Source organism: Paracoccus marinaquae (assembly GCF_018860165.1).
GTDB classification, from domain to species: Bacteria; Pseudomonadota; Alphaproteobacteria; order Rhodobacterales; family Rhodobacteraceae; genus Paracoccus; species Paracoccus marinaquae.
Genome location: NZ_JAHKNG010000001.1, coordinates 218,411 through 239,106 on the forward strand (window position 1 = coordinate 218,411; position 20,696 = coordinate 239,106).

Here is a 20,696-nt window from a genome sequence, read left to right on the forward strand (position 1 = left end):
CATTCGTCCCCTTCACGCCTTTGGTCAGGTTGCGTCTCGCGCGGTTTCCCCGTCCGGCCGATATATTTCAAGAATGAATATTTTGAACTGCATTGTCCTGAATGGCAAGGCGACCGGTCGGGGGCTGTCACCCTGTCGCAAGGCTGCCGATCCGGCACCGCAGAGACGAGGTCAGCCGCGACGGCCCGCCACACGCTCGCTTGCGCGGAAGCGGATCAGCCAGGCCGTGGCATCGAAGCCGGCCGCCGGGTTGGCGGCATAGAGTTGCCGGTCCAGTTCGGCGACCGCGTCGGACCAGCGACCGGACCAGCGCAGATGCCGGTCGACGGCGGCCCGCAATGCGGGCAGATCCTGCCGGTCCGCGGCCTCGCGCATCGCGTGGCGCGCGGGTGAAGGGCCGAGGCGGCGCAGGCTGCGCATAGTCGGGCCAGGTGCCCTGGGCGCGCGCGTCCATGCCAGCGCCGCCAGCCCGGCAAGAAAGGCGGCCAGAAACAGTACCACCGACAGCACCGCGCTGCCTGCCCCGGTATCGGAGGCGGCATCGAAGTTCGAGCCGAAGCCGGCAAAACCGAAGGGGATCGGCTGCAGTGGCGCGATCTCGATATGGCGCGTATCAGTGTCGAACCATGGAAAGCCGGTTCCCGGCAGGATCGCCGGCTCGCCGGTATGGGGGCGCATCTGCCATTCCCAGGTGACGCGGGCGACCGGCCCGGCATCGGTCAGCACCGTCTCGCGTTCCTCGGGTGCGGTGAAGCTGATCATCCAGGGCTGGCGCATCTCGGGGCGCGGCGGCAGGTAATGGGCCAGCGTGCCCAGGGCCTCGATGGTGACGCGGCGGGTCAGCACCTCGTCCTGTTTCAGTTGCCCCGGTTCGGCCGAAAGCTGGTCGGTCAGGGTCAGCTGGCTGGCGGCCAGCGGGCTGTAGCCGCCGGGAAAGGGCGTCACGTTCAGCGTGACGGCCGGGGCGGTCACGGTCATTTCGGCCCGTCCGCCGGCGGGCGTGACATAGGTCAGGCGATGGGTCAGGGGGCCGATGCCGACGGCCCCGTCGCGGCGCGGGAACACCGCCACCACCCGTTCGAAGATCTGCAGAAGCCGGCCGTTCACCCGTTCCTTGTGCCAGTCGTCGCGGGCGATCTGCATCCAGTCGTAATCGGGCGAATTCGGGAACTGCATGTCCTCCAGCGAAACCGTCAGGTCGTATTCGCCGCGAATGCGCAGCTTGACCATCTCGCCCACCACCGGGTTGCCGTGATCATAGAGGATCATCAGCTTCACATCCTGGGCCGCCGCCCGGCTGGCCAGCGCCAGAAGCAGGATCAGGGCAAGCCGGATCACCATGGCCTGCCCTCGGTCGGGCGGATCAGGCCCAGTTGTGCGCGGCGGTCGAACTCGGCCTCAAGCCGCAGCCGCAGGAATTCGCCCGGATCGTCACCGATCGTCTCCAGCCAGGCGTCGCTGGCGGCGATCCCCTTGCGGTCCAGCTTGCGTTGCCATTCCGGCCCCGAGGAATTGGCCAGCAGATCCGAGATCAGCGGCTGTTCCGGCTGCAACCCGCCGGCACCGCGCAACCGGCCCGGCACGATCGACTCGCCGCGCGGGGGCGGGTACATCGCCGCCACCAGATCGCGGTTGCGGCGGGCCTGCGCATCGGCGGGATTGGCGAACAGCATGGCGTCGAAATAGGCCACCGACAGCGGATAATCCCCGGTCGCGGCAAGGCTGAGGCCGCGATTATAGGTCTGCGAGCGCCCGGCCTGCGCAAAGCTGGCATCCGCGGCGGCATGATCGCCGCGCCGGTATTGCGCCACGCCCCGCGCCGCCGGATCCGCCAGCAGGCGTAGCGCCAAGCCGTCCCAGCCGGCGCGCAGGGCGAGGCCGCCCAGGGCCTCGGGGCCGGCCGCGACCAGCGCGGCGAGGGCGAGTGCCAGCACGATCAGCGGTGCCCTCATGCCTGCCGCCTCAGCATGACCAGCAGCGGCAGGATCGCCAGCGCGGCCAGAAACGGCCCGAGATCGCGGTATTGCAGCGCGCTCAGCACCGGGTCGCGCCGCAGCGCACCGGGCCGTTGCAGCCCTTTGGCCAGACGGACGACCTGATCGGCGGGCAGCATCCGGCCGCCGGCGCGGGTCAGCCGGTCCAGCGCCTCGGCCGGCACGGGCGGGGCCTCGGGCGCCACGCCCGACAGTCGCAGGGCCGAGACACGGATGCCCTGGGCGGCCAGCCGGTCGGCCTCGGCCTCGGCGGCGGCGTCGATGCCGCCGCCATCCGAGATCAGGATCAGATCGGCGCGGCGCAGCCCGGCCAGCATCTCGCCCGCCATCGACAGCGCCGCGGCGGGGCGGCTGCCGGGGCCGGGCATGGTGTCGGTGGCCAGAACCGCGATCTGCGTCTCGAGCGTCGCCGGATCGTCGGTGGGCGCCGAGACGGCATAGGCCTCGCCGCTGAACAGGATCAGGCCCAGCGGGCGACCGGCCAGCCCCTGCAGCAGGCCAGCGGCGGCCATTTGCGCCTCGCCCAGACCCGGCCCCTCGGCGACCGAAGGTGACAGATCGACGGCGATGATCGCGGCATCGGTCTGCGCCAGAACCGGCGCATCGCGGCGCGGCAGGGCCGGCCCGGCCAGTCCGATGACAAGCGCCGCCATCGCCAGCGGCGCCAGCAGACGCTGCCAGCCGGGCGGCCTGCCGCCAAGCGCGCCCAGACCCTGCATCGCGCGCAGCATGTCGCGCGGCATCACCCGTTGCCAGCCGCCCGCATCCGGCCCCCGCCAGGCGATCCACAGCAGCATCAACGCCAGCGGCAGCAGCGCCGCCAGCCACCACGGGCGCAGCAGGATCAGCCCGCCCATCCGCGCCTCCGGGCGGCGATCAGCGCCAGACAGGCCAGCGCCAGCGCCGCCGGCCAGTGCCACAGCGGGCGCCAATAGCGCATCGGCGGGCGGGCCGAGGGATTCGGCTCAAGCCGGTCCAGTGCCGTGGCCATGGCGTCCAGATCCTCGGTCCGGCGCACCCGGAAACTTTCGCCGCCGGCGGCCGCCGCGATCTCGCGCAGCGTCGCCACATCCACGGCATCGCGGGCGGCGGGCTGGCTTTCCAGATCCTCGGGGCCAAGCGCGATGGAATGGATACGGATGCCGTGATCCGCCGCCAGCCGCGCCGCCTCGACCGCCGGCACGCTGCCCGAGGTGTCGACCCCGTCCGACAGCAGCACGATCACCCGCGTCGGCGCATCGCTGTCGGACAACCGCTTGGTCGCCAGCCCCAGCCCGTCGGATATCGCCGTGCCGCGCCCGGAAATGCCCACTTGTGCCTCGTCGATCACGCGGGCGACGGCATTGACATCGAAGGTCAGCGGCTCGGCGAAATAGGCCCGTTCGCCAAAGATCACGAGCCCGATCCGGTCGCCGCGCCGGGCCGCGACGAAGGCCGAGGCGGTGCGCTTGACCGCGTCCAGCCGGGTGACGGGCTGACCGTCCAGCCGGAAATCCTCTTTCAGCATGCTGCCCGACAGATCCAGCGCCAGCACGATGTCGCGCCCCGAGGCCGGAACGATATCGCTGATGGCCTCGGTCCGCGGCCCGGCAAGCGCCAGGACCAGGGCCACCCAGGCCAGCGCCGCCAGCCACGGCCCCTGCGCCGCCCGCGCCGCCCCGGTATCCTGCGCGGCGCGGGCCAGATGCGGCGGCAGGATCAGCGCCGGGCGCCGGATGGCGATGGGCGGCAGCAGGCGGCGAAGCAGCAGCGGCAACGGCAAGAGCGCGAGCAGCCATGGCAGGGCGAGGTTCATCGCCTGCGTCCGCTGCGGTTGGCGATGTGCTCGATCCGTTCATCCGTGGGGGCCGGGCCGGCGCCATAGGCCGCCGCGCGCAGGTCCGCGGGCAGATGGCCGAGGATGCGGGCGATGGCCAGAAGGCGTTCCCCGACCGGCAGGCCACGGGTGGCGCGAATCCGCGCCCGGTGCGAGGGGCGGCGGGTCAGCAGCGGCGCAAGCAGCAGAAAGACCAGCAGCGCGGCCAGAAGACCCAGCCCGATCAGGCCCAGAGCCTCGCGCCAATCCGGTTGCAGAACCCCGGCCGGCAGGCGCGGCGGCGCCAGCGCGGCCAGCAGTTCGTCCTGGGTCATGGTTGCACCTCGACCGGGGTGGCGCCCAGTGCCGCCAGCCGGGCGGTCTCGGCCGACAGGTCGGGCAGGGCCATGCGCGCCAGCCGGCTGGCATGGCCGTCGCTGATCGCCAGCACGCCGGCGGGCGGCGCGATCTCGGCCTCGTCCAGCATCAGCGCCACGGTCAGACGCCGCCGGCGCGCCAGGCGGGCCAGTGCCGCCTCGGCCATCTGCCATCCGCCCGGTGCGGTGGCAAGGATGACGCGTCCGCCCGGCGGCGCCAGCCGTGCGGCATGGGCCAGGGCCTCGGTCAGCGCCGGCAGGGCCGGATCGATCAGGGCGCGGTCGTGCTGCAGGGCCAGCATGCGCGCGATCTCGGCCATATGCGCGTCGCCGGTGCCGGCGGCCAGTTCGGCCAGCCCCGCGCCCGAGACGGTCAGCCCGGCGACCGAGCCGCCGCGCTGCACCGCCTGCCATCCGGCCCGCGCCAGATGGCGCGCGCCGCGAACCGAGCGCAGCGCCGCGCCGGTGCCCCACAGCATCGGCGTGCGGAAATCGGCGATCAGCAGGGTGGTGTCGTCGCGGTCCTCGTGCAGGCTGCGGATATGCGGCTGGCCGGTGCGGGCGGTGGCCGACGGATCCAGCCGCCGCGGATCGTCGCCGGGCACATAGGCGCGAATCTCGCGCAGATCCATGCCCGCGCCCGCCAGCCGGGCCGGCACCGCACCGGGGCGGCGGGTGGCGGGGCGATGCCGGGCGGGGGCAGCGATGTCGTCGCGCAGGGCCAGCAGTTCGGCCGCCCGCAGCCGGATCCCCGGCGCATCGGGCAGCGTCGCCGCGTCTACCACGGGCGCACCTCGCGCAGCGCATCGGCCACCAGCGAGCGGCCCGTGCGCCCCTCGCTCAGCGCCTGCCATGCCGGCACCATGCGGTGCGACAGCGCATCGGCGGCCAGGGCCTCGGCATCCTCGGGCAGGCCGTGATCGCGGCCATGCAGCCAGGCCCGCGCCCGCACCCCGGCCGCCAGCGCCAGCGAGCCGCGCGGCGAGACCGGATGTTCGACCCATTCGACGACCGCGCCGCCGGGGCGCGTCGCCATCACCAGCCGGACGATGAAATCCTTCAGCGCCGGCGCCAGATGCACCCGCGCCACCTCGGCCCGGGCCCGCGCCAGTTCCTCGGGCGTGACCACGGTTCCGGCGGGCGCGGGTGCTGACAGTCCCTCGGCCTCGACCAGATCGAGGATCGCGCGTTCCGCCGCGGCATCGGGCAGATCCAGCCGCAGATGCAGCAGGAACCGGTCAAGCTGCGCCTCGGGCAGGGGGAAGGTGCCCTCATGCTCGATCGGGTTCTGGGTCGCCACGACCATGAACGGGTCGGGCAGCGGGCGCGAGATCCCGCCGGTCGTCACCTGCCGCTCGGCCATGGCCTCCAGCAGCGCCGACTGCACCTTGGGGGGCGCGCGGTTGATCTCGTCCACCAGCACGAGGCTGTGGAAGATCGGGCCGGCGAGGAAATCGAAGCTGCCGGTCTCGGGGCGGAAGACCTGCGTGCCGGTCAGATCCGAGGGCAGCAGGTCGGGCGTGCACTGGATGCGGGCGTGGCTGCCGGGCAGATGCGCGGCCAGTTGCTTGACCGCGCGGGTCTTGGCGATGCCCGGCGGGCCTTCGATCAGCACATGCCCGCCGGCCAGAAGTGCGATCAGCAGCCGCTCGACCAGAACCTCGTGCCCGATCAGCGCGGCGCCGACCTCGGCCCCCAGCCGGGCAACGGCGCGGGGGCTGTCTGTCATGTCGTTCATGCTCCCCTCCCGGATGCGGCTCCTACGATACCGCCGTTTGCGGCAAGGTCGCCTCAGACTTTGGTCTGGAATGGCGGGCGGGTTGTCCGCGCGTTCGGCCTCTGCCGGCCGGTGCGGGTTGCGTCAGGTCCGCATGGCATCCGCAGACAGCGCCGATGTCCGCGCGCAGTCGCTGTCGCGCAGGCCGGCGATCTTCATCCGCTGCCGCAGCCGCAGCGAGATCGTGTCGATCAGCGCGCTGAGCAGGGCGATGACGATCAGGATCACCACCGCGCGGTCGGCGCGCAGTTCCGACAGGGCGCTGTCGATGAAGAAGCCAAGCGTGGCAATGCCCAGAATGCCCATCACCGCGCTTTCGCGCAGGATGATCTCCCACCGGTAGAGGCAGAGCGCGAGGAAACTGCCGAAAACCCGCGGCGCCAGTTCCCAGCCCCAGAGGTTGAGGCCGCGCGGCGCGTCGGGGCGCAGCCCGGGCACGAGGGAATCCGCCTCGCGGCCGACCAGATGGCCGATGATGGCGCCATTATGCAGCCCGAGGGCAAGGATCGCCGGCAGAAGCGAGGGGCCGAAGATCTGCAGGAACAGATAGGCCAGCATGTATTCGGGCAGGCTGCGCAGGACCACGAGGAACAGGTGCCCCGCATACCGCCCCCACCGGCCCGTGACCGCGGGCACGGTCAGGCCGAAGGTCAGGAAGGCGACGATCCCGGTCAGGACCAGCGCGATCTGGGTCGCGATCACCGTGTTCCACAGGCCCGGCAGGATCTCGGTCAGGGTCAGATCGCCAAGCCAGTCCAGCAGCCCGGTCAGCCCTTCGCCCGATCTCAGCGGCCGAGGAATGATGTCCTCGGACAGGAACCGCCACAGTGCACCCTCGCCCATCGGCGGGGCCCTGAGCGCGGCCAGCAGGGCCAGCGAGCCGGCGATCCACAGCGGTGCCAGCCGTGGCCGCATCCACAGCCGCAGGCTGGCGATCAGCGCGATATAGCAGATCAGGATCGCCGAGGTGGCGCCGTAATCCCCCTTGCGAAAGAAGCTGTCCAGTTGAAAGCCAAGCGTCGGCAGGCCGATGAAGCCGATCACCGCGCTGGCGCGCATGCCGCATTCCAGCCGGTAGAGGCAATAGGCCGTCATCGGCGCCCGGATCAGCGGCAGGCAGGCATAGGCAAAGCGCGAGATCGCGTCGGTTCCGGGCGGCAGGGCGTTGCGGGGGCGCGGGTCGGATTCCTCGATCTGTTCGGCGAAGATCTTGGCGAAAATCCCGGCATAGGGCAGGGCAAGCGCGAGGACGCCGGCGGGGGCGCCGATCCCGATGGCCTGGATCAGCAGCAGCGCCCAGAAGATCTCGTGGATCGACCGTAACCCGATGCACAGGATGCGCACCAGCCGGCGGTCATAGAAGGGGGCGAGGGCGAAGCCCGCCGCCGCGCCAAGGGCCACCCCCGCGACTGCGAAGGCGACGGTCAGCGCCAGCGAATGGGCCAATGTCTCGATGGCGCCGAAATCCGGGCGTGCAAAGCCCGTCAGCATCCGGCCCAGCATGGCCCATGGATCATGCCCCGAGATCTCGAGATCGGCAAAGGGCAGCAGAATTGCTGCCAGCAGCGTGAAACATGCGACCACGGTCGCCGGGGCCAGCCGCTCAGGCATAGAGGGCGTCGATCTGGCGGCGGTCGATCGCTTCGGCCGGCCCGTCAAAGCGGATCCGGCCGTCGCGCAGCCCGACGATCCTTGTGGCGAAGGCGCGGGCAAGATCGACATCATGCAGGGCCAGAAGCGCGGTGTCGAAGCGGTCGCGGATCATCTCGATGATCTGCCGCGCCTGAACGCCGTCCACGGCCGAGACAGGCTCGTCCGCGACGATGATGTCGCCGCCGCGATAGAAGGCGCGGCCGACCGCGGTGCGCTGGCGCTGGCCGCCCGACAGCGCCTCGACCGGGCGTCTGACATGATCCTGCAGCCCCAGCCGGGCAAGGATGGCGTCGATCTCGTCGCGGATCGGGCGGCGCAGATAGATCAGCGCGCCCAGATTGCGGGCCGCCCCGTGATCATCCAGCCGGCCCATATAGACATTGCGGCGCACCGACAGTTGCGGCACCAGCCCGCCATCCTGCGGCACCAGCGCGACCCGGCTGGCCCCCGCCAGCTGCGCGTGAATCGCCATCAGCAGGGTCGATTTGCCGGCGCCGGAAGGGCCCAGCAGCACGACCCGTTCGCCGCGCTGCTGGCTGAAATTCACCTCGCTGAGAACCGGCGCCTCGCCATATCCAAGCGTGGCCCCTTCCAGCCGGATCTTCATTCCAGCAGGCCCAGATCCTTCGCCACGGCCTCAATCGGGGCATATTCCTCGTTCGTGGCGGGGATGAAGGCCGAGCGCGGGAAGCTGGCCAGCAGGTCGGGATCGCTCATCTCGATCAGAACGGCCTGGACGCGATCGGTGAACCCTTCGCCGAACCTTTCGTCGACATCGCCGCGGATGGTCCAGTTGTAATCCGGGTAGGGGGGTGTCTTCCAGATGATCGGCGCCGTCTCGACCTCGGGCAGGCCCTCGGTCACCGCCTTGTCATAGACCGAAAAATTCAGCGCGCCGATGTCATAGGCGCCCGATGCGACCAGCCGCAGGGTCTGCGAATGATCGCCCGAGAACCCGACGCGGTCGAAAAACTGTTCCGGGGCGCCGCCGGTTTCCTTGCGGATGTAGAAATCCGGCATCAGGCGCCCCGAGGTCGAGGTCTTGGCCCCGAAGGTAAAGCTGCGGCCGCGCATCTCCTGCGGGAACTGGTCGGATGCGGTCAGCCCGGTACCAGCATTGGCGATGAAATAGGTGACGAATTCCACGTCCTCGGCGCCCTGCGCGATGGCGCGCGCGCCCGGCGAGACCATCCGTGCCTGAACGCCGGTCAGGCCACCGAACCAGGCCAGCTGGATCTGGTCGTTGCGAAAGGCGGTGACCGAGGCGGCATAGCTCTTGACCGGGACGAATTCCACATCGACGCCCAGCCTGCCTTCGAGGTAGTCGGCGATCTTGCCGAAGCGGGCCTGCAGGGCGGTGTCGTCCTCATCCGGAATGGCCGAGAAATAGAACGTGTCCGCCCCTGCGGTGGACAGGCTCGCCAACAACAGGGCGGCGGCGAATGAAAGAGGTCTGAGCATGTGACGTGTCCGGTTATGGCGGGCTGGGGAATGATTCGGCCGGCGGGGGTTTCCTCGCCTCGGGTCGGGCGAACCATGCCCGGAATCCTGCGCGGTCGCGCCGGATGGTGTCAAGGATATCCGGGCAAACCGGTTCACGGCGGATTGCCGCATCGTCTTGTTTATCCGGCCGGTCCGTTCCGATCCCGGCCGGGTGCGTCGCCCCTGGGCGCGGTGACTGCTTCGCGAAGGGGCTGGCATTCCGGCGCGTTCCGTGATCCATGCGGCGCGATAATCGGGTCTGAATGTACCACTCTTGGCGGGACGGTGTTGCCACCGCTAAAAGGGGACCGCGTTCACAGGCGGAAGGCGGTCGTTTTGGCACAGGAAATCGAGCGGAAATTTCTGGTGGCCAATGATGGCTGGAAAAGCGGCGTCATCCGCCGTGAACGTCTGCGCGACGGTCTGATTTCGGCCACCGACGGCCGCAAGGTGCGGGTGCGGTTTCAGGACGACCGGGCCACGCTGACCGTCAAGGGGCAGCGACAGGGCCTCTTGCGGGACGAATACGAATATCCCATTCCCGCGACCGATGCCGAGGAAATGTTGGAAAAGCACTGTGCCGGCAACCTGTTCGAGAAGACGCGATACCATGTTCCGGCGGCCGGATTGATCTGGACCGTCGATCTCTATCATGGAATCCTCGAAGGGATCACCATCGCCGAGGTCGAGCTGCCGACCCTGGCCTATCTGCTGGAGATTCCGGCCTGGGTGGGGCGCGAGGTCACCGGCCTGCAGGAATACCGCAAGATCAACATGCTCGCCGCACGGCAGAAGCAACGGGAACAGATACCGCTGTCCCTGCAGGCCGGCCCGGCCCGTGACCGGGATGCGTCGTGAACAAACCCCTCCTTATCTCCACGGGAGTCGCCTGATGAAGTTCCGTTTCCCCATCGTCATCATCGACGAGGATTTCCGCTCCGAGAACTCGTCGGGTCTGGGCATCCGCGCGCTGGCCCAGGCGATCGAGGCCGAGGGCTTCGACGTGCTTGGCGTCACCGGCTATGGCGATCTGTCGCAATTCGCCCAGCAGCAATCCCGCGCCAGCGCCTTCCTGCTGTCGATCGACGACGAGGAATTCAGCCCCGGACAGGACGTGTCTCCGGCAGTCAAGGATCTGCGCGACTTCATCGAGGAGGTGCGCTGGAAGAACGCCGATGTGCCGATCTATCTTTACGGCGAGACCAAGACCTCGCGGCATATCCCGAACGACATCCTGCGCGAGCTGCACGGCTTCATCCACATGTTCGAGGACACGCCGGAATTCGTCGCCCGGCATATCATCCGCGAGGCGAAATCCTATCTCGAAGGGATACAGCCGCCCTTTTTCCGGGCGCTGCTGGACTATGCCGAGGACGGTTCCTACTCGTGGCATTGTCCGGGCCATTCGGGCGGCGTGGCCTTCCTGAAAAGCCCGATCGGGCAGATGTATCACCAGTTCTACGGCGAGAACATGCTGCGGGCCGATGTCTGCAATGCGGTCGAGGAACTTGGCCAGCTTCTGGACCATAACGGCGCCATCGGCGCGTCCGAACGGAGTGCCGCGCGGATCTTCAACGCCGATCACTGCTTTTTCGTCACCAACGGCACCTCGACCTCGAACAAGATGGTCTGGCATCATACCGTCGCGCCGGGCGATGTGGTGGTGGTGGACCGCAACTGCCACAAGTCGATCCTGCATTCGATCATCATGACCGGCGCGGTTCCGGTCTTCCTCAAGCCGACGCGCAATCACTGGGGCATCATCGGCCCGATCCCGCGATCCGAGTTCGAGATGGATTCGATCCGCGCCAAGATCCGCGCCAATCCGCTGTTGCAGGATGTCGATGCGGGGAACGTCAAGCCGCGGATCATGACGCTGACGCAATCGACCTATGACGGTGTGCTTTACAATACCGAGGTCATCAAGCGGCTTCTGGACGGCCAGATCGAGAACCTGCATTTCGACGAGGCCTGGCTGCCCCATGCCGCCTTCCACCCGTTCTATGGCCAGTATCACGCCATGGGCCGCAAGCGCGGTCGCATGAAGCATTCGGTCACCTATGCCACGCAGTCGATCCACAAGCTGCTGGCCGGGATCAGTCAGGCCAGCCACGTTCTGGTGCAGGACAGTCAGGAGACGCGGCTCGACCGGCATCTCTTCAATGAAGCCTACCTGATGCACACCTCGACCAGTCCGCAATATTCGATCATCGCCAGTTGCGATGTGGCCGCGGCGATGATGGAGCCGCCGGGCGGCGAGGCGCTGGTCGAAGAGAGCATCATGGAGGCGCTGGATTTCCGCCGGGCCATGCGCAAGATAGACGAGGAATACGGCGAGGGCGACTGGTGGTTCCAGGTCTGGGGACCCGGCGATCTGGACCATACCGGCGACGGCATCGGCCGGACCCGCGACTGGGAGTTGAACAAGACCGATGCCGACGGCGTTCAGAGCGGGGGCGGCGACAGCTGGCACGGCTTCGGCGACATGGCGCCGGGCTTCAACATGCTGGACCCGATCAAGACGACGATCATCACCCCGGGGCTCAATCTGGACGGGCGCTTTGATGACTGGGGCATCCCGGCCTCGATCGTTACCAAATACCTGGCCGAACATGGCGTCGTGGTCGAAAAGACGGGGCTTTACTCCTTCTTCATCATGTTCACCATCGGCATCACCAAGGGGCGCTGGAACACGCTTCTGTCGGCGCTGCAGCAGTTCAAGGACGATTTCGCCCGGAACCAGCCGATGTGGCGGATCATGCCGGAATTCTGCGCCAAGCATCCGCGCTATGAGCAGATGGGCCTGCGCGACCTCTCGGCTCATGTCCATCGGCTCTATGCCAAATATGACGTGGCGGTGCTGTCGACCGAGATCTATCTCAGCGACCTGACGCCGGCGATGAAGCCTGCGGACGCCTTCGCCCATATCGCCCGGCGGACGACCGAACGGGTGCGGATCGACGATCTTGAGGGGCGCATCACCACCAGCCTCGTGACCCCCTATCCGCCGGGGATCCCGCTGCTGATCCCGGGCGAGGTCTTCAACCGCAGGATCGTGGACTACCTGAAGTTCAACCGCGAATTCGCGCGCGAATGCCCGGGCTTCGAAACCGATATCCACGGCCTCGTGCGCGAGGCAGGCCCGGACGGCACCGAGGAATATTTCGCGGACTGCGTGGCCGGCTAGCGAAGCCTTGGGCCTTCTGCGTCGCGGTGTGCCGCCGCGCACAGCCCGCCGACCCCATGAAAGGTCTTGATACGGCTCGATTTGTTTGGCGCCGCAGCCATGATGCTTGGCGCCCGTGGCCGAGACGCCGGCTTCGGGGCGCTGCTAGGATCGAGACAGCCTGCCGGCGGAGGGCCGGCACAGAGGGAGGAAGGTCATGGACCACAGGATGCTCATCAACGGGCAGTTGGTATCGGGCGATCGGATGATCGAGGTCATCAACCCCGCCACCGAAGAGGTCTTCGCGCGGGTGCCGCATGCCACGGCGGAAGATCTGGATCGGGCCGTGGCCGCGGCGGCGGCGGCACAGCGGGACTGGGCGACCACCAGCATGGCCGAGCGCCGCGCCAAGGTCGAGGAGCTGGCGGCAGCGATCGGCGAAGCTGCCGACGATCTGGCCCGGACGATCACGCTGGAACAGGGCAAACCCCTGCCCGAGGCGATCGGCGAGGTCCAGTGGAGCCAGGGCTATCTGGCGCATACCGCGACGCTTGAACTGCCCGACCGGGTGATTCAGGACGACGAGCAGTTCCGCATCGAGACCCGGCACAAGCCGCTGGGGGTGGTGGGCGCGATCGTTGCCTGGAACTTTCCGCTGCTGCTGGCCTGCTGGAAGATCGGCCCGGCGCTGATGGCCGGCAATGCGATCATTCTGAAGCCCGCCCCGACCACGCCGGTTGCGACGCTGAAACTGGGCGAGATCTGCGCGCGGGTCTTTCCGGCCGGGCTGGTCAACATCCTGACCGACGACAACGATCTGGGACCGAAGATCACCGCCCATCCGGGGATCGCGAAGGTCGGCTTTACCGGATCCTCGGCAACCGGCAAGCGGATCATGGCCGCCGCCGCCGACACGATGAAGCGCGTCACCCTTGAGATGGGCGGCAATGATCCGGCCATCGTGCTGCCCGACGTGGATGTGCGCAAGACCGCCGAAAAGATTTACGGCGGCGCCTTCATGAACGCGGGTCAGGTGTGCCTGGCGGTGAAGCGCGCCTATGTCCATGACGCGATCTATGACGATTTCTGCGGCGCGCTGGCCGATATTGCCTCGCAGGCGGTGGTCGATGACGGGCTGAAACAGGGCACCACGGTCGGCCCGATCCAGAACCGTGCGCAATACGAGAAGGTGAAGGGCTATCTCGAGGATGCCCGCAGCAGCGGCAAGATCATCGCCGGCGGTGAGGTGCGCGACGGCAAAGGCTATTTCATCAGCCCGACCATCGTTCGTGACGTGACCGACGGGCACAAGATCGTTGATGAGGAACAGTTTGGCCCGATCCTGCCCGTCGTCCGCTTCAACGATGTCGACGAGGTCATCGCCCGCGCCAATGCCTCGGATTATGGGCTGGGCGGCTCGGTTCATTCCAGCGATGTCGAGAAGGCGACCGAGATTGCGGGGCGCATCGAATCGGGCACGATCTGGGTCAACCAGCAACTGAATATCGGTCCGCATATCCCGATGGCCGGCTTCAAGGGCTCGGGCCTCGGGGTCGAGCAATCGATCGAGGGGCTGGCCGAATACACCCAGATGCAGGTGATCAACGTCGCGCGGGGCTGAGGCCCGACGCGCACAGCTTTCCTTATGCACCGCAGGGGGAGCATGGTCGGGCCGGCGCATCGCCGGCCCGACATTCCGTCAGGAGAAGAAGCATGTCGAACGAGAAACGGGAAGTCTCGGCGCCCCATGGTGGCCTGTCGCATGTGACGGGCGCGCTGTGGCCGCCGCTGAAATCGGTCACCATCCCGCAATTGCTGCGCGAGGCGGTGGTGGCCCATGGTGACCGCGAGGCGCTGGTGTTCTGCGATGCCGGGATCCGCCTGACCTATCGCGAATTCGACGCGGTGATCGACCGCCACGCTGCCGGGCTGCTGGAACTGGGCGTCGAAAAGGGCGACCGCGTGGGCATCTGGTCGCCGAACCGGTTTGAATGGGTGGTCACGCAATTTGCCAGCGCCCGGATCGGCGCGATCCTCGTCAATATCAACCCCGCCTACCGGTCGTCGGAACTGGAATATGCGCTGAACAAGGTCGGCTGCCGGGTCCTGATCGCGGCATCCTCTTTCAAGTCATCGGACTATGCCGGCATGATCCGCGCGCTGGTGCCGGAACTGGGTGGCATTGGCGAGGGGCGCCTGCATGCCGCGCGGGTGCCCGATCTGCGCCATGTCGTCCTCATGCAGGACGATCCCGGCCCCGGCATGATCCCCTTCGCGCGCCTTCAACAGATGGCCAGCCCCGAGCGGCTGGCCGAACTGGACGCCATCGACGCGACGCTGGACCCGCAGGACCCGATCAACATCCAGTTCACCTCGGGCACCACGGGCATGCCCAAGGGGGCGACGCTCTCGCATTACAACATCGTCAACAATGCCCGCTTCGTGACCGACCGCATCGCGCTGACCGAGGAGGACCGGCTGGTCATCCCGGTGCCGCTCTATCACTGTTTCGGCATGGTGATGGGGGTCCTGGGCGCGGTCAGCAAGGGCGCGCGGATGGTCTTTCCGGGCGAAGGTTTCGATCCCGTGCAGGTTCTGGACGCCATCGAGGCCGAGCGCGCCACGGCGCTTTATGGCGTCCCGACCATGTTCGTCGCCATGCTGCAGGAAATGGACAATCGCGCCCGCGACCTTGGCAGCCTGCGCACCGGCATCATGGCCGGCGCGCTGTGCCCGATCGAGGTGATGCGCCGCGTCAACCGCGACATGCACATGGAAGAGGTCACCATCTGCTATGGCATGACCGAAACCTCGCCGGTTTCCTTCCAGAGCTTCACCGACGACCCGACCGAGAAGCGCTGCGAGACGGTGGGCCGGATCCATCCGCATCTGGAGGTCAAGATCGCCGATTTCGACGGCAATACGGTCCCGGTGGGTGAGAAGGGCGAGATCTGGACCCGCGGCTATTCGGTCATGTCCGGCTATTGGGGCGACGAGGCCGCGACCCGCGCCAGCGTCAATGACGGATGGATGAAGACCGGCGATCTGGCGGTTCTGGACGAGGACGGTTTCTGCACCATCGTCGGGCGGGTCAAGGACATGATCATCCGCGGTGGCGAGAACATCTATCCGCGCGAGATCGAGGAATTCCTGATCCGCCATCCGCAGGTCAGCGACGTGCAGGTCTTTGGCATTCCCGACGAGAAATTCGGCGAGGAGGTCTGCGCCTGGGCCGTCGCCCGTCCCGGTGCCGAACTGACGGCCGAGGCGCTGCGCGAGCATTGCCGGGGGCAGATCGCGCATTTCAAGGTCCCGCGCCATATCCGCATCGTCGAGGCTCTGCCGATGACGGTGACGGGCAAACCGCAGAAATTCGTCATGCGCGACCGGATGCAGGAAATCCTGCGGGCCGATCCTGCACCTTGATCCTGACCCTGCGGCTGCCCGGCGCGATCAGAAATCGTGGTCGGGCAGGTGGCAGGCGGTGCAATTCCGCGTCGGCCCGGACGGGCGGGATGCGGCATGTTCGGTGACATGGCAGGACCGGCACAGGCCGTGAAACTGGTCCTCCAGCAGCGGCGCGACGCTGCGGTCGGTGACATGGCAGGTCATGCAGGGCGGACCGGCGGTGCCGTCGGTGAATTCGTGATGGCAGCTGGCGCAGGTCTGGCCGAAATGATCGCCATGCGAGAAGGTCATCGGCAGAACCGGGATGGTGCCGCCAAAGCGCGGCTCGCGCCGGCCGGCCCGGTCATCGGCGCCGGGCGGGCCGGTCACCACCAGCACCAGCCCGCAGAAGAACAGTGCGGCCAGCATGTATTTCACGGCACCAGATTCCGGATCAGCACGAACAGCGCCCCGGCGACGGCACCCGTCGCCAGATAGATCCCCGCCGACGCACGGGGCGGCGCCTGCAGCCGTGCCCAGACGCGCCTGCCAAGGCTGCAGGCCAGACAGATCAGCACCAGCAGCGCTGCCTGCGGCCAGCTGGGCAGGTAGAAGCCGCTCAGCAGCACATGCAGCCCCGCCCCGGCCAGCGCCGCCAGCCCCAGCCCGCGATGCAGGGTGCGAAAGACCCGATAGCGGCGATGAACGCGCATCCGGTCGGGCATCCGGGCCAGAACGCAGAGCAGCGCCAGCGCCAGCAGCCCGAACAGCCCCAGCCACATATGGGCGGGGGCGCCCGGTTGTAGATAGACCCGCAGGGTGGGATCGCCCGCGAGGAACCAGAAGGCGTGGGCGATGGCCGTGGCCAGGACCCAGTAGCCCAGCCGCTCATGCCGGCGCGCGGCGCCGCTGCGGGGATAGGGGATCATCTGGAACAGCAGCCCGGCCAGCGCCAGAAAGCCAAGCGCGTTGCCGGTTTCCCAGAACCAGCCGCCGCCCAGCCGGGGCAGCGCCAGAAAGGTCAGGGCGAAGACCACCGCGACAAGCGTGGCAAGCACCGCCCCCCGGTCGGCGACGGCATCGCGGGGGCCGCTCACGGCCAGGGATATTCGGCGATCTCGGTTCCCGCCGCGCGCAGTTCGTCGACGACCTGGCGGCGATAGATCACCACGTCGCCGATCGGCATGGCCCGCCGCCGGGTGACCTCGTCGGCGGTGAAGGGCGCGCCCTCGCCACCGCCCCAGGCATCGAGGATGAAGTTCAGCACCTCGGCCAGATCCGCATCGGACATGTCGGTGCTGATGACGCCGGGCACATGCAGAAGATAGGTCCGCCCGGTTTCGGTCGTCGCGATATGCCCGACCGAGTCGGGGAAGGGCGGGATCCCGCCCTCGATCGTGCCCAGCCCGGCCATGCCGTGGCAGCCCGAGCAGTGCAGGATGTAATCGGCCCGGGCCGAGCCCGCCGCAGCCGGTGTCACGGCCAGGGCGGAGAGCGCCGCCACCAACCAGAAAAGGGAAAGCTGGCGTCGTTTCATCCTGCGCCTCATTCGGTTTCCGGCCGCATGGCCTTCAACTGGCTCTGATCCGGCCCGCCGTTGCGGGCCGCCGCGATGTCGCCTGCCGCGACAGCCTGATCCGTCTCGCCCAGATCGCCGGTGACCCAGCTGGCGATGGCCGCCAGTTCCTCGTCCGAGGCTCCGCTGACCGGCGGCATGGGCACCCCGGCATAGCGTTCCCCGCGCACCGTGATCGGCATGTTCAGCCCGCGCGTCACCACGCCGGCAATATAGACCGGCGCGTCGCTGCCAAGGGCCTGCCAGAAATCCGGCCGGTCCAGCGGTGGGGCCAGCCCCGGCGTACCGATGCCGCCGCTGTTGTGGCAGGCGGCGCAATAGGTCTCGAACAAGGCCGCGCCATCGGCCTGCGCCAGGGCTGGCAGCAGGGTGACCAATGCCGCAACCAGCCCCGCGCGGCGCGTCATTCCGCCAGCCCGACCACGACCGAGACGGTGCAGTGATAGCCCTTGTCGGCATTGGCAGTGCACCAGTTCACGTCGTTGTAAAGGCCCATGCGATAGCCCGGACGCTCGCCCTTGTTGTTGTTGCAGAAGGTGGCGGTCGGCACGAAGGGCTTGCCGCAGCAGTCGTTGTAGCTGACCAGATATTCCTTGCCGTCGCCGGGATTGCTGCAGGTCCCCACCCAGGACACCGCCGAGACGGTCGAGCCCGGCGGGCAGGTGGTCAGCGAGCCGCCCGACTGATCGCAGAGGAAGCCGTCGATGGCGCAGTGCCGCCAGTAGGTGCAGGGATCGTCGGTGCCGCCCTCGGCGGCATGGGCGCGCCGGTCGAAGGGCAGGACCGGGGCCGCGACGGCCGCGCCCAGCAGCGCCGAGCCGCCGCGGGCCAGAAAGGACCGGCGGCCGTTCCGGCGCGCCGCGCCGCGGATATTCGCCTCGGTCAGGCCATCCAGCCGCTTGAGAAATGCGTCGATGATACGGGTCATGTCGGTTTCCTTCTTGATGGTCGAAGATGTCAGGAATTCAGGCCGGCGACCGCCGCCTGATAGGACGGGATGCCGGTTTCCGAGGCGGCGAACAGGCTTTCAAGTTGCTCGCGGCTGTTGACGAGGCCCTTGGCGCGGACCTTGCCATGCTGGTCGATCAGCACCGCGAAGGGCAGTTTCGAGACCCGGAAGCTCATGCCCAGTTCCGATGACAGCACATAGGGGAAATCCTGCAGCGCCTCGGTCTCGATCAGGCGGCGGTGCAGCGCCTCGCGCCCGTCCGAGGCCAGCACCACGTCCAGCCAGCCGGCTTCGTCGGCGCGGATGGATTTCAGCGCCGGCAGCAGCGCCTTGCAGATCGGGCAGCTGGTCGAGAGGAAGAAGACCAGTTGCGACCGCCCCTTGTGTCCGGCCCCCAGCGTCAGTCCGGACCCGTTCAGATCGGGCAGCACCAGCGCCGGCACCTTGTCGCCAAGCGCCGGGCCGCTGTCCGAGATCATCGCGCCCACCGGCGAGACGCGCTCGAACAGGATGCCGATCTGGCGGGCCAGCGCGAAGATCACGCCGATCTGGATGATGACGACGATCCACAGCAGGATGCTGGAAAAGATCAGCAGATTCATGTCAGTTTTCCTCCTGCTGGTGGATATGCGGCAGATGCGAGGCCAGTTTCTCGGTGACGGTCAGGATCGCGGCCAGGACCAGTGCCGCGGCGATGGCGGCCGCAGCCTCGAGCGGGCGGACGGTGGCGACGGGCAGGAAGGCCAGGGTCAGCCCCATCAGGGCCAGCAGGGCGTTGCGGGCCAGGGTGAATGCCGACACGATCTGCGGTGCCCCGCCGCAGCCGCATTCGATCCGGCTGCGCCCCTGCATCAGCGCCGTGGCCATCAGCAGGCCATAGCCGGCGAAGAGCGCCGCCGCGGCCAGCCCGCCCAGAGGGCGCAGGGATGGCACCAGCAGCGCCAGCACGATGGCGACCTCGATCGCGGTCAGCGCCCGCACGATCGGTGCCGCCCAGGCGTCGGGCACCAGCCCATAGCCCTGCGCGAAGCCGACCGTTTCCAGAAAGCCCTCGGCCTTGTGCCAGGCGGCGCGCACCAGCACCACCGCCAGAAAACTGGTGATCGTGACCGAGGCGAGGGAAGCCAGCGCCACCATCTCAGTAATCGGTCGCCACGATGGTCGGGAAGAAGGCCACACCCTCACGCGAGACGGCCTTGGTGATGGTCACGCTGTCCCCCAGCGTCACCTCGTAGCGATGCACGCCGCCCAGATGGTCGATGCCGAAGATCGCCGGAGTTTCGCCGCCGCTGACGGCGATGCTGGATTCACCATTCGCCGCACCCCGGCCGGTGACGTTCCCGCTTTCCATGTCGATGGCCCAGATTTCTTCGGCCGGCAGTTTGTGCGAGCCGTCGAAGGGGGTGCTGTTCATGGTAATGAACAGCGTTTTCGAAGGCTCGTGATAGCCCATCAGGTTATAGCCCGAGGGCGCCCAGCCCTCTTCGGCGAAATCGACGGTCCGCACCAGAACCGGCACCTCGCCGCTGTCGTCAACGACATGCAACGCGCCCGCGTAAGAGACATAGACCAGATTGCCGTCGACACGGACGGCGTTGCCGAACAGCGGGTTGGTGTCGGAATCGAAGATCTTCTCCGACTTGGCAGGCTCGCCGGCGCTGCCATCGGGGGCATAGCCGTATTTCGTCACCGTCCCGTCGCCGCAGAGCGTGCTGAAGGCGTGGCCCTCGATGGTCGGATAGGCAGTCCAGCAGCCCGGCGTCGGGATCTCGACCAGATCGGCCCCGGCGGTCAGATCGACGATATTGACCGAGGTCGCGGGTGTGGCGTTCTGCACCACCAGATAGGCGCCGTCGGCCGACAGGTTCAGCACCCCCTTCTGGCTCAGCGTTTGCGCCAGCTTGTCCGAGATGGTGAATTCGCGCCGCGCATTCAGCGTCGCCGCGTCCCATTCATGGACCACGGCCTCGATCTCGCCATAGGTGTAGCGGCGCTGATAGACCGACGAGGTATAAAGCGTCGAGCGATCCGGGCTCATCAGCATCTGGCTGAAATTGCCGGCGCCGATATTCCCCTCCATCGAGAGATCCTCGGCATTCAGCACCGAGACCTGACTGGGGCCGGAAATGCCCATATCCATGACATAGACATGTTCACCCTCGGAAATGCGTTCCTCGACGGTCAGGGTCTCGGGCTGGATATCGGCTTCCTGTCCGAAGGCATGACTGCCCGGCACGGCCATGGCAGTAAGGGCGATGATGAGGTGATGTTTCATTGGCAACCTGCTGGACTGTGTTGACGGGTTTGAGGAAAGCGAAGGCCGGCCCGCCACCCGCACCCGGTGCGAGACGCAGGCGGCATGAGGCCGCAAGGCAGTGCTGGCCACGCGAGGTCGCGCGGCCCGTGCCGGATCTGACGGGTCCATGACTGTCCTCCCACGATGCCGGTCCTCCTCCGGCTTCGTTTCAGAACATCACAAGGGGGTGGGCCGGTCTTGGCTTGCGGCGCCAGAGATGCTGTTCCATGCGCCAAAAAAAATG

Annotated in this window: 22 protein-coding genes; 4 read left to right on the forward strand and 18 right to left on the reverse strand. The window is 67.9% G+C overall.

The window, feature by feature from the left end:
- Window positions 1–171 precede the first annotated feature (171 nt).
- The 10 genes from KNW02_RS01130 to KNW02_RS01175 form a co-directional block, all read right to left on the reverse strand.
- Window positions 172–1,341, reverse strand: coding sequence for a BatD family protein (locus KNW02_RS01130; protein ID WP_216031404.1), 1,170 nt, complete (start codon window positions 1,339–1,341; stop codon window positions 172–174).
- Complete coding sequence (locus tag KNW02_RS01135) at window positions 1,335–1,952, reverse strand: hypothetical protein (RefSeq protein WP_216031405.1); 618 nt, start codon at window positions 1,950–1,952, stop codon at window positions 1,335–1,337. Before KNW02_RS01135 ends, KNW02_RS01130 begins: the two co-directional genes overlap by 7 nt.
- A complete protein-coding gene (locus KNW02_RS01140) occupies window positions 1,949–2,851 on the reverse strand; it encodes a VWA domain-containing protein (RefSeq protein ID WP_216031406.1) in 903 nt (300 codons plus the stop codon). The genes KNW02_RS01135 and KNW02_RS01140 overlap by 4 nt, the downstream gene beginning before the upstream one ends.
- A complete protein-coding gene (locus KNW02_RS01145) occupies window positions 2,839–3,789 on the reverse strand; it encodes a VWA domain-containing protein (RefSeq protein ID WP_216031407.1) in 951 nt (316 codons plus the stop codon). The genes KNW02_RS01140 and KNW02_RS01145 overlap by 13 nt, the downstream gene beginning before the upstream one ends.
- Window positions 3,786–4,124: a hypothetical protein gene (locus tag KNW02_RS01150; RefSeq protein WP_216031408.1), complete on the reverse strand. Its 339-nt coding sequence runs from the start codon at window positions 4,122–4,124 to the stop codon at window positions 3,786–3,788. Before KNW02_RS01150 ends, KNW02_RS01145 begins: the two co-directional genes overlap by 4 nt.
- Window positions 4,121–4,951 (reverse strand): DUF58 domain-containing protein, encoded by an 831-nt coding sequence (locus KNW02_RS01155; RefSeq protein ID WP_348524660.1) that lies wholly within the window; start codon window positions 4,949–4,951, stop codon window positions 4,121–4,123. Before KNW02_RS01155 ends, KNW02_RS01150 begins: the two co-directional genes overlap by 4 nt.
- Entirely contained in the window at window positions 4,945–5,904 is a 960-nt protein-coding gene (locus tag KNW02_RS01160) for an AAA family ATPase (protein WP_216031409.1), read from the reverse strand. Before KNW02_RS01160 ends, KNW02_RS01155 begins: the two co-directional genes overlap by 7 nt.
- 123 nt (window positions 5,905–6,027) lie before the next feature.
- Window positions 6,028–7,554 carry a PhnE/PtxC family ABC transporter permease gene (locus tag KNW02_RS01165; RefSeq protein ID WP_216031410.1) on the reverse strand — a complete coding sequence of 509 codons (1,527 nt, stop codon included), beginning with the start codon at window positions 7,552–7,554 and terminating at the stop codon, window positions 6,028–6,030.
- Window positions 7,547–8,203 (reverse strand): ATP-binding cassette domain-containing protein, encoded by a 657-nt coding sequence (locus KNW02_RS01170; RefSeq protein WP_216031411.1) that lies wholly within the window; start codon window positions 8,201–8,203, stop codon window positions 7,547–7,549. Before KNW02_RS01170 ends, KNW02_RS01165 begins: the two co-directional genes overlap by 8 nt.
- The gene (locus KNW02_RS01175) at window positions 8,200–9,057 is read right to left on the reverse strand and encodes a putative selenate ABC transporter substrate-binding protein (protein WP_216031412.1); all 858 of its coding nucleotides are present in this window, start codon (window positions 9,055–9,057) and stop codon (window positions 8,200–8,202) included. Before KNW02_RS01175 ends, KNW02_RS01170 begins: the two co-directional genes overlap by 4 nt.
- Before the next feature lie 75 nt (window positions 9,058–9,132).
- On the opposite strand from KNW02_RS01175, the gene KNW02_RS01180 reads away from it, so the two are divergent.
- From KNW02_RS01180 to KNW02_RS01195, 4 genes are all read left to right on the forward strand, one after another.
- Entirely contained in the window at window positions 9,133–9,936 is an 804-nt protein-coding gene (locus KNW02_RS01180; protein WP_216031413.1) for a CYTH domain-containing protein, read from the forward strand.
- Window positions 9,937–9,970: 34 nt separating this feature from the next.
- Window positions 9,971–12,265: an arginine/lysine/ornithine decarboxylase gene (locus tag KNW02_RS01185; protein ID WP_216031414.1), complete on the forward strand. Its 2,295-nt coding sequence runs from the start codon at window positions 9,971–9,973 to the stop codon at window positions 12,263–12,265.
- Window positions 12,266–12,461: 196 nt separating this feature from the next.
- Entirely contained in the window at window positions 12,462–13,865 is a 1,404-nt protein-coding gene (locus KNW02_RS01190) for an aldehyde dehydrogenase family protein (protein WP_284438401.1), read from the forward strand.
- A gap of 92 nt (window positions 13,866–13,957) precedes the next feature.
- On the forward strand, window positions 13,958–15,670 hold the full coding sequence (locus tag KNW02_RS01195) for an AMP-binding protein (protein WP_216031415.1): 1,713 nt from the start codon (window positions 13,958–13,960) through the stop codon (window positions 15,668–15,670).
- A gap of 27 nt (window positions 15,671–15,697) precedes the next feature.
- Here the strand turns inward: KNW02_RS01195 and KNW02_RS01200 are convergent, their stop codons facing one another.
- From KNW02_RS01200 to KNW02_RS01235, 8 genes are read right to left on the reverse strand one after another with little or no spacing between them, the layout of a single operon-like run.
- Entirely contained in the window at window positions 15,698–16,060 is a 363-nt protein-coding gene (locus KNW02_RS01200; protein ID WP_216031416.1) for a cytochrome c3 family protein, read from the reverse strand.
- 5 nt (window positions 16,061–16,065) lie between these two features.
- Window positions 16,066–16,728 (reverse strand): ferric reductase-like transmembrane domain-containing protein, encoded by a 663-nt coding sequence (locus KNW02_RS01205; RefSeq protein WP_216031417.1) that lies wholly within the window; start codon window positions 16,726–16,728, stop codon window positions 16,066–16,068.
- A complete protein-coding gene (locus KNW02_RS01210) occupies window positions 16,725–17,168 on the reverse strand; it encodes a c-type cytochrome (RefSeq protein ID WP_216031418.1) in 444 nt (147 codons plus the stop codon). Before KNW02_RS01210 ends, KNW02_RS01205 begins: the two co-directional genes overlap by 4 nt.
- An 8-nt stretch (window positions 17,169–17,176) precedes the next feature.
- Window positions 17,177–17,614, reverse strand: a complete 438-nt coding sequence (locus KNW02_RS01215; protein WP_216031419.1) for a c-type cytochrome — start codon at window positions 17,612–17,614, stop codon at window positions 17,177–17,179.
- Complete coding sequence (locus KNW02_RS01220; RefSeq protein WP_216031420.1) at window positions 17,611–18,135, reverse strand: methylamine dehydrogenase light chain; 525 nt, start codon at window positions 18,133–18,135, stop codon at window positions 17,611–17,613. Before KNW02_RS01220 ends, KNW02_RS01215 begins: the two co-directional genes overlap by 4 nt.
- 29 nt (window positions 18,136–18,164) lie before the next feature.
- Window positions 18,165–18,758, reverse strand: coding sequence for a redoxin family protein (locus tag KNW02_RS01225; protein ID WP_216031421.1), 594 nt, complete (start codon window positions 18,756–18,758; stop codon window positions 18,165–18,167).
- A 1-nt stretch (window position 18,759) separates the two neighbouring features.
- Window positions 18,760–19,293, reverse strand: a complete 534-nt coding sequence (locus tag KNW02_RS01230) for a MauE/DoxX family redox-associated membrane protein (protein ID WP_216031422.1) — start codon at window positions 19,291–19,293, stop codon at window positions 18,760–18,762.
- Window position 19,294: 1 nt separating this feature from the next.
- The gene (locus tag KNW02_RS01235) at window positions 19,295–20,431 is read right to left on the reverse strand and encodes an amine dehydrogenase large subunit (RefSeq protein ID WP_216031423.1); all 1,137 of its coding nucleotides are present in this window, start codon (window positions 20,429–20,431) and stop codon (window positions 19,295–19,297) included.
- Between the last annotated feature and the right edge of the window lie 265 nt (window positions 20,432–20,696).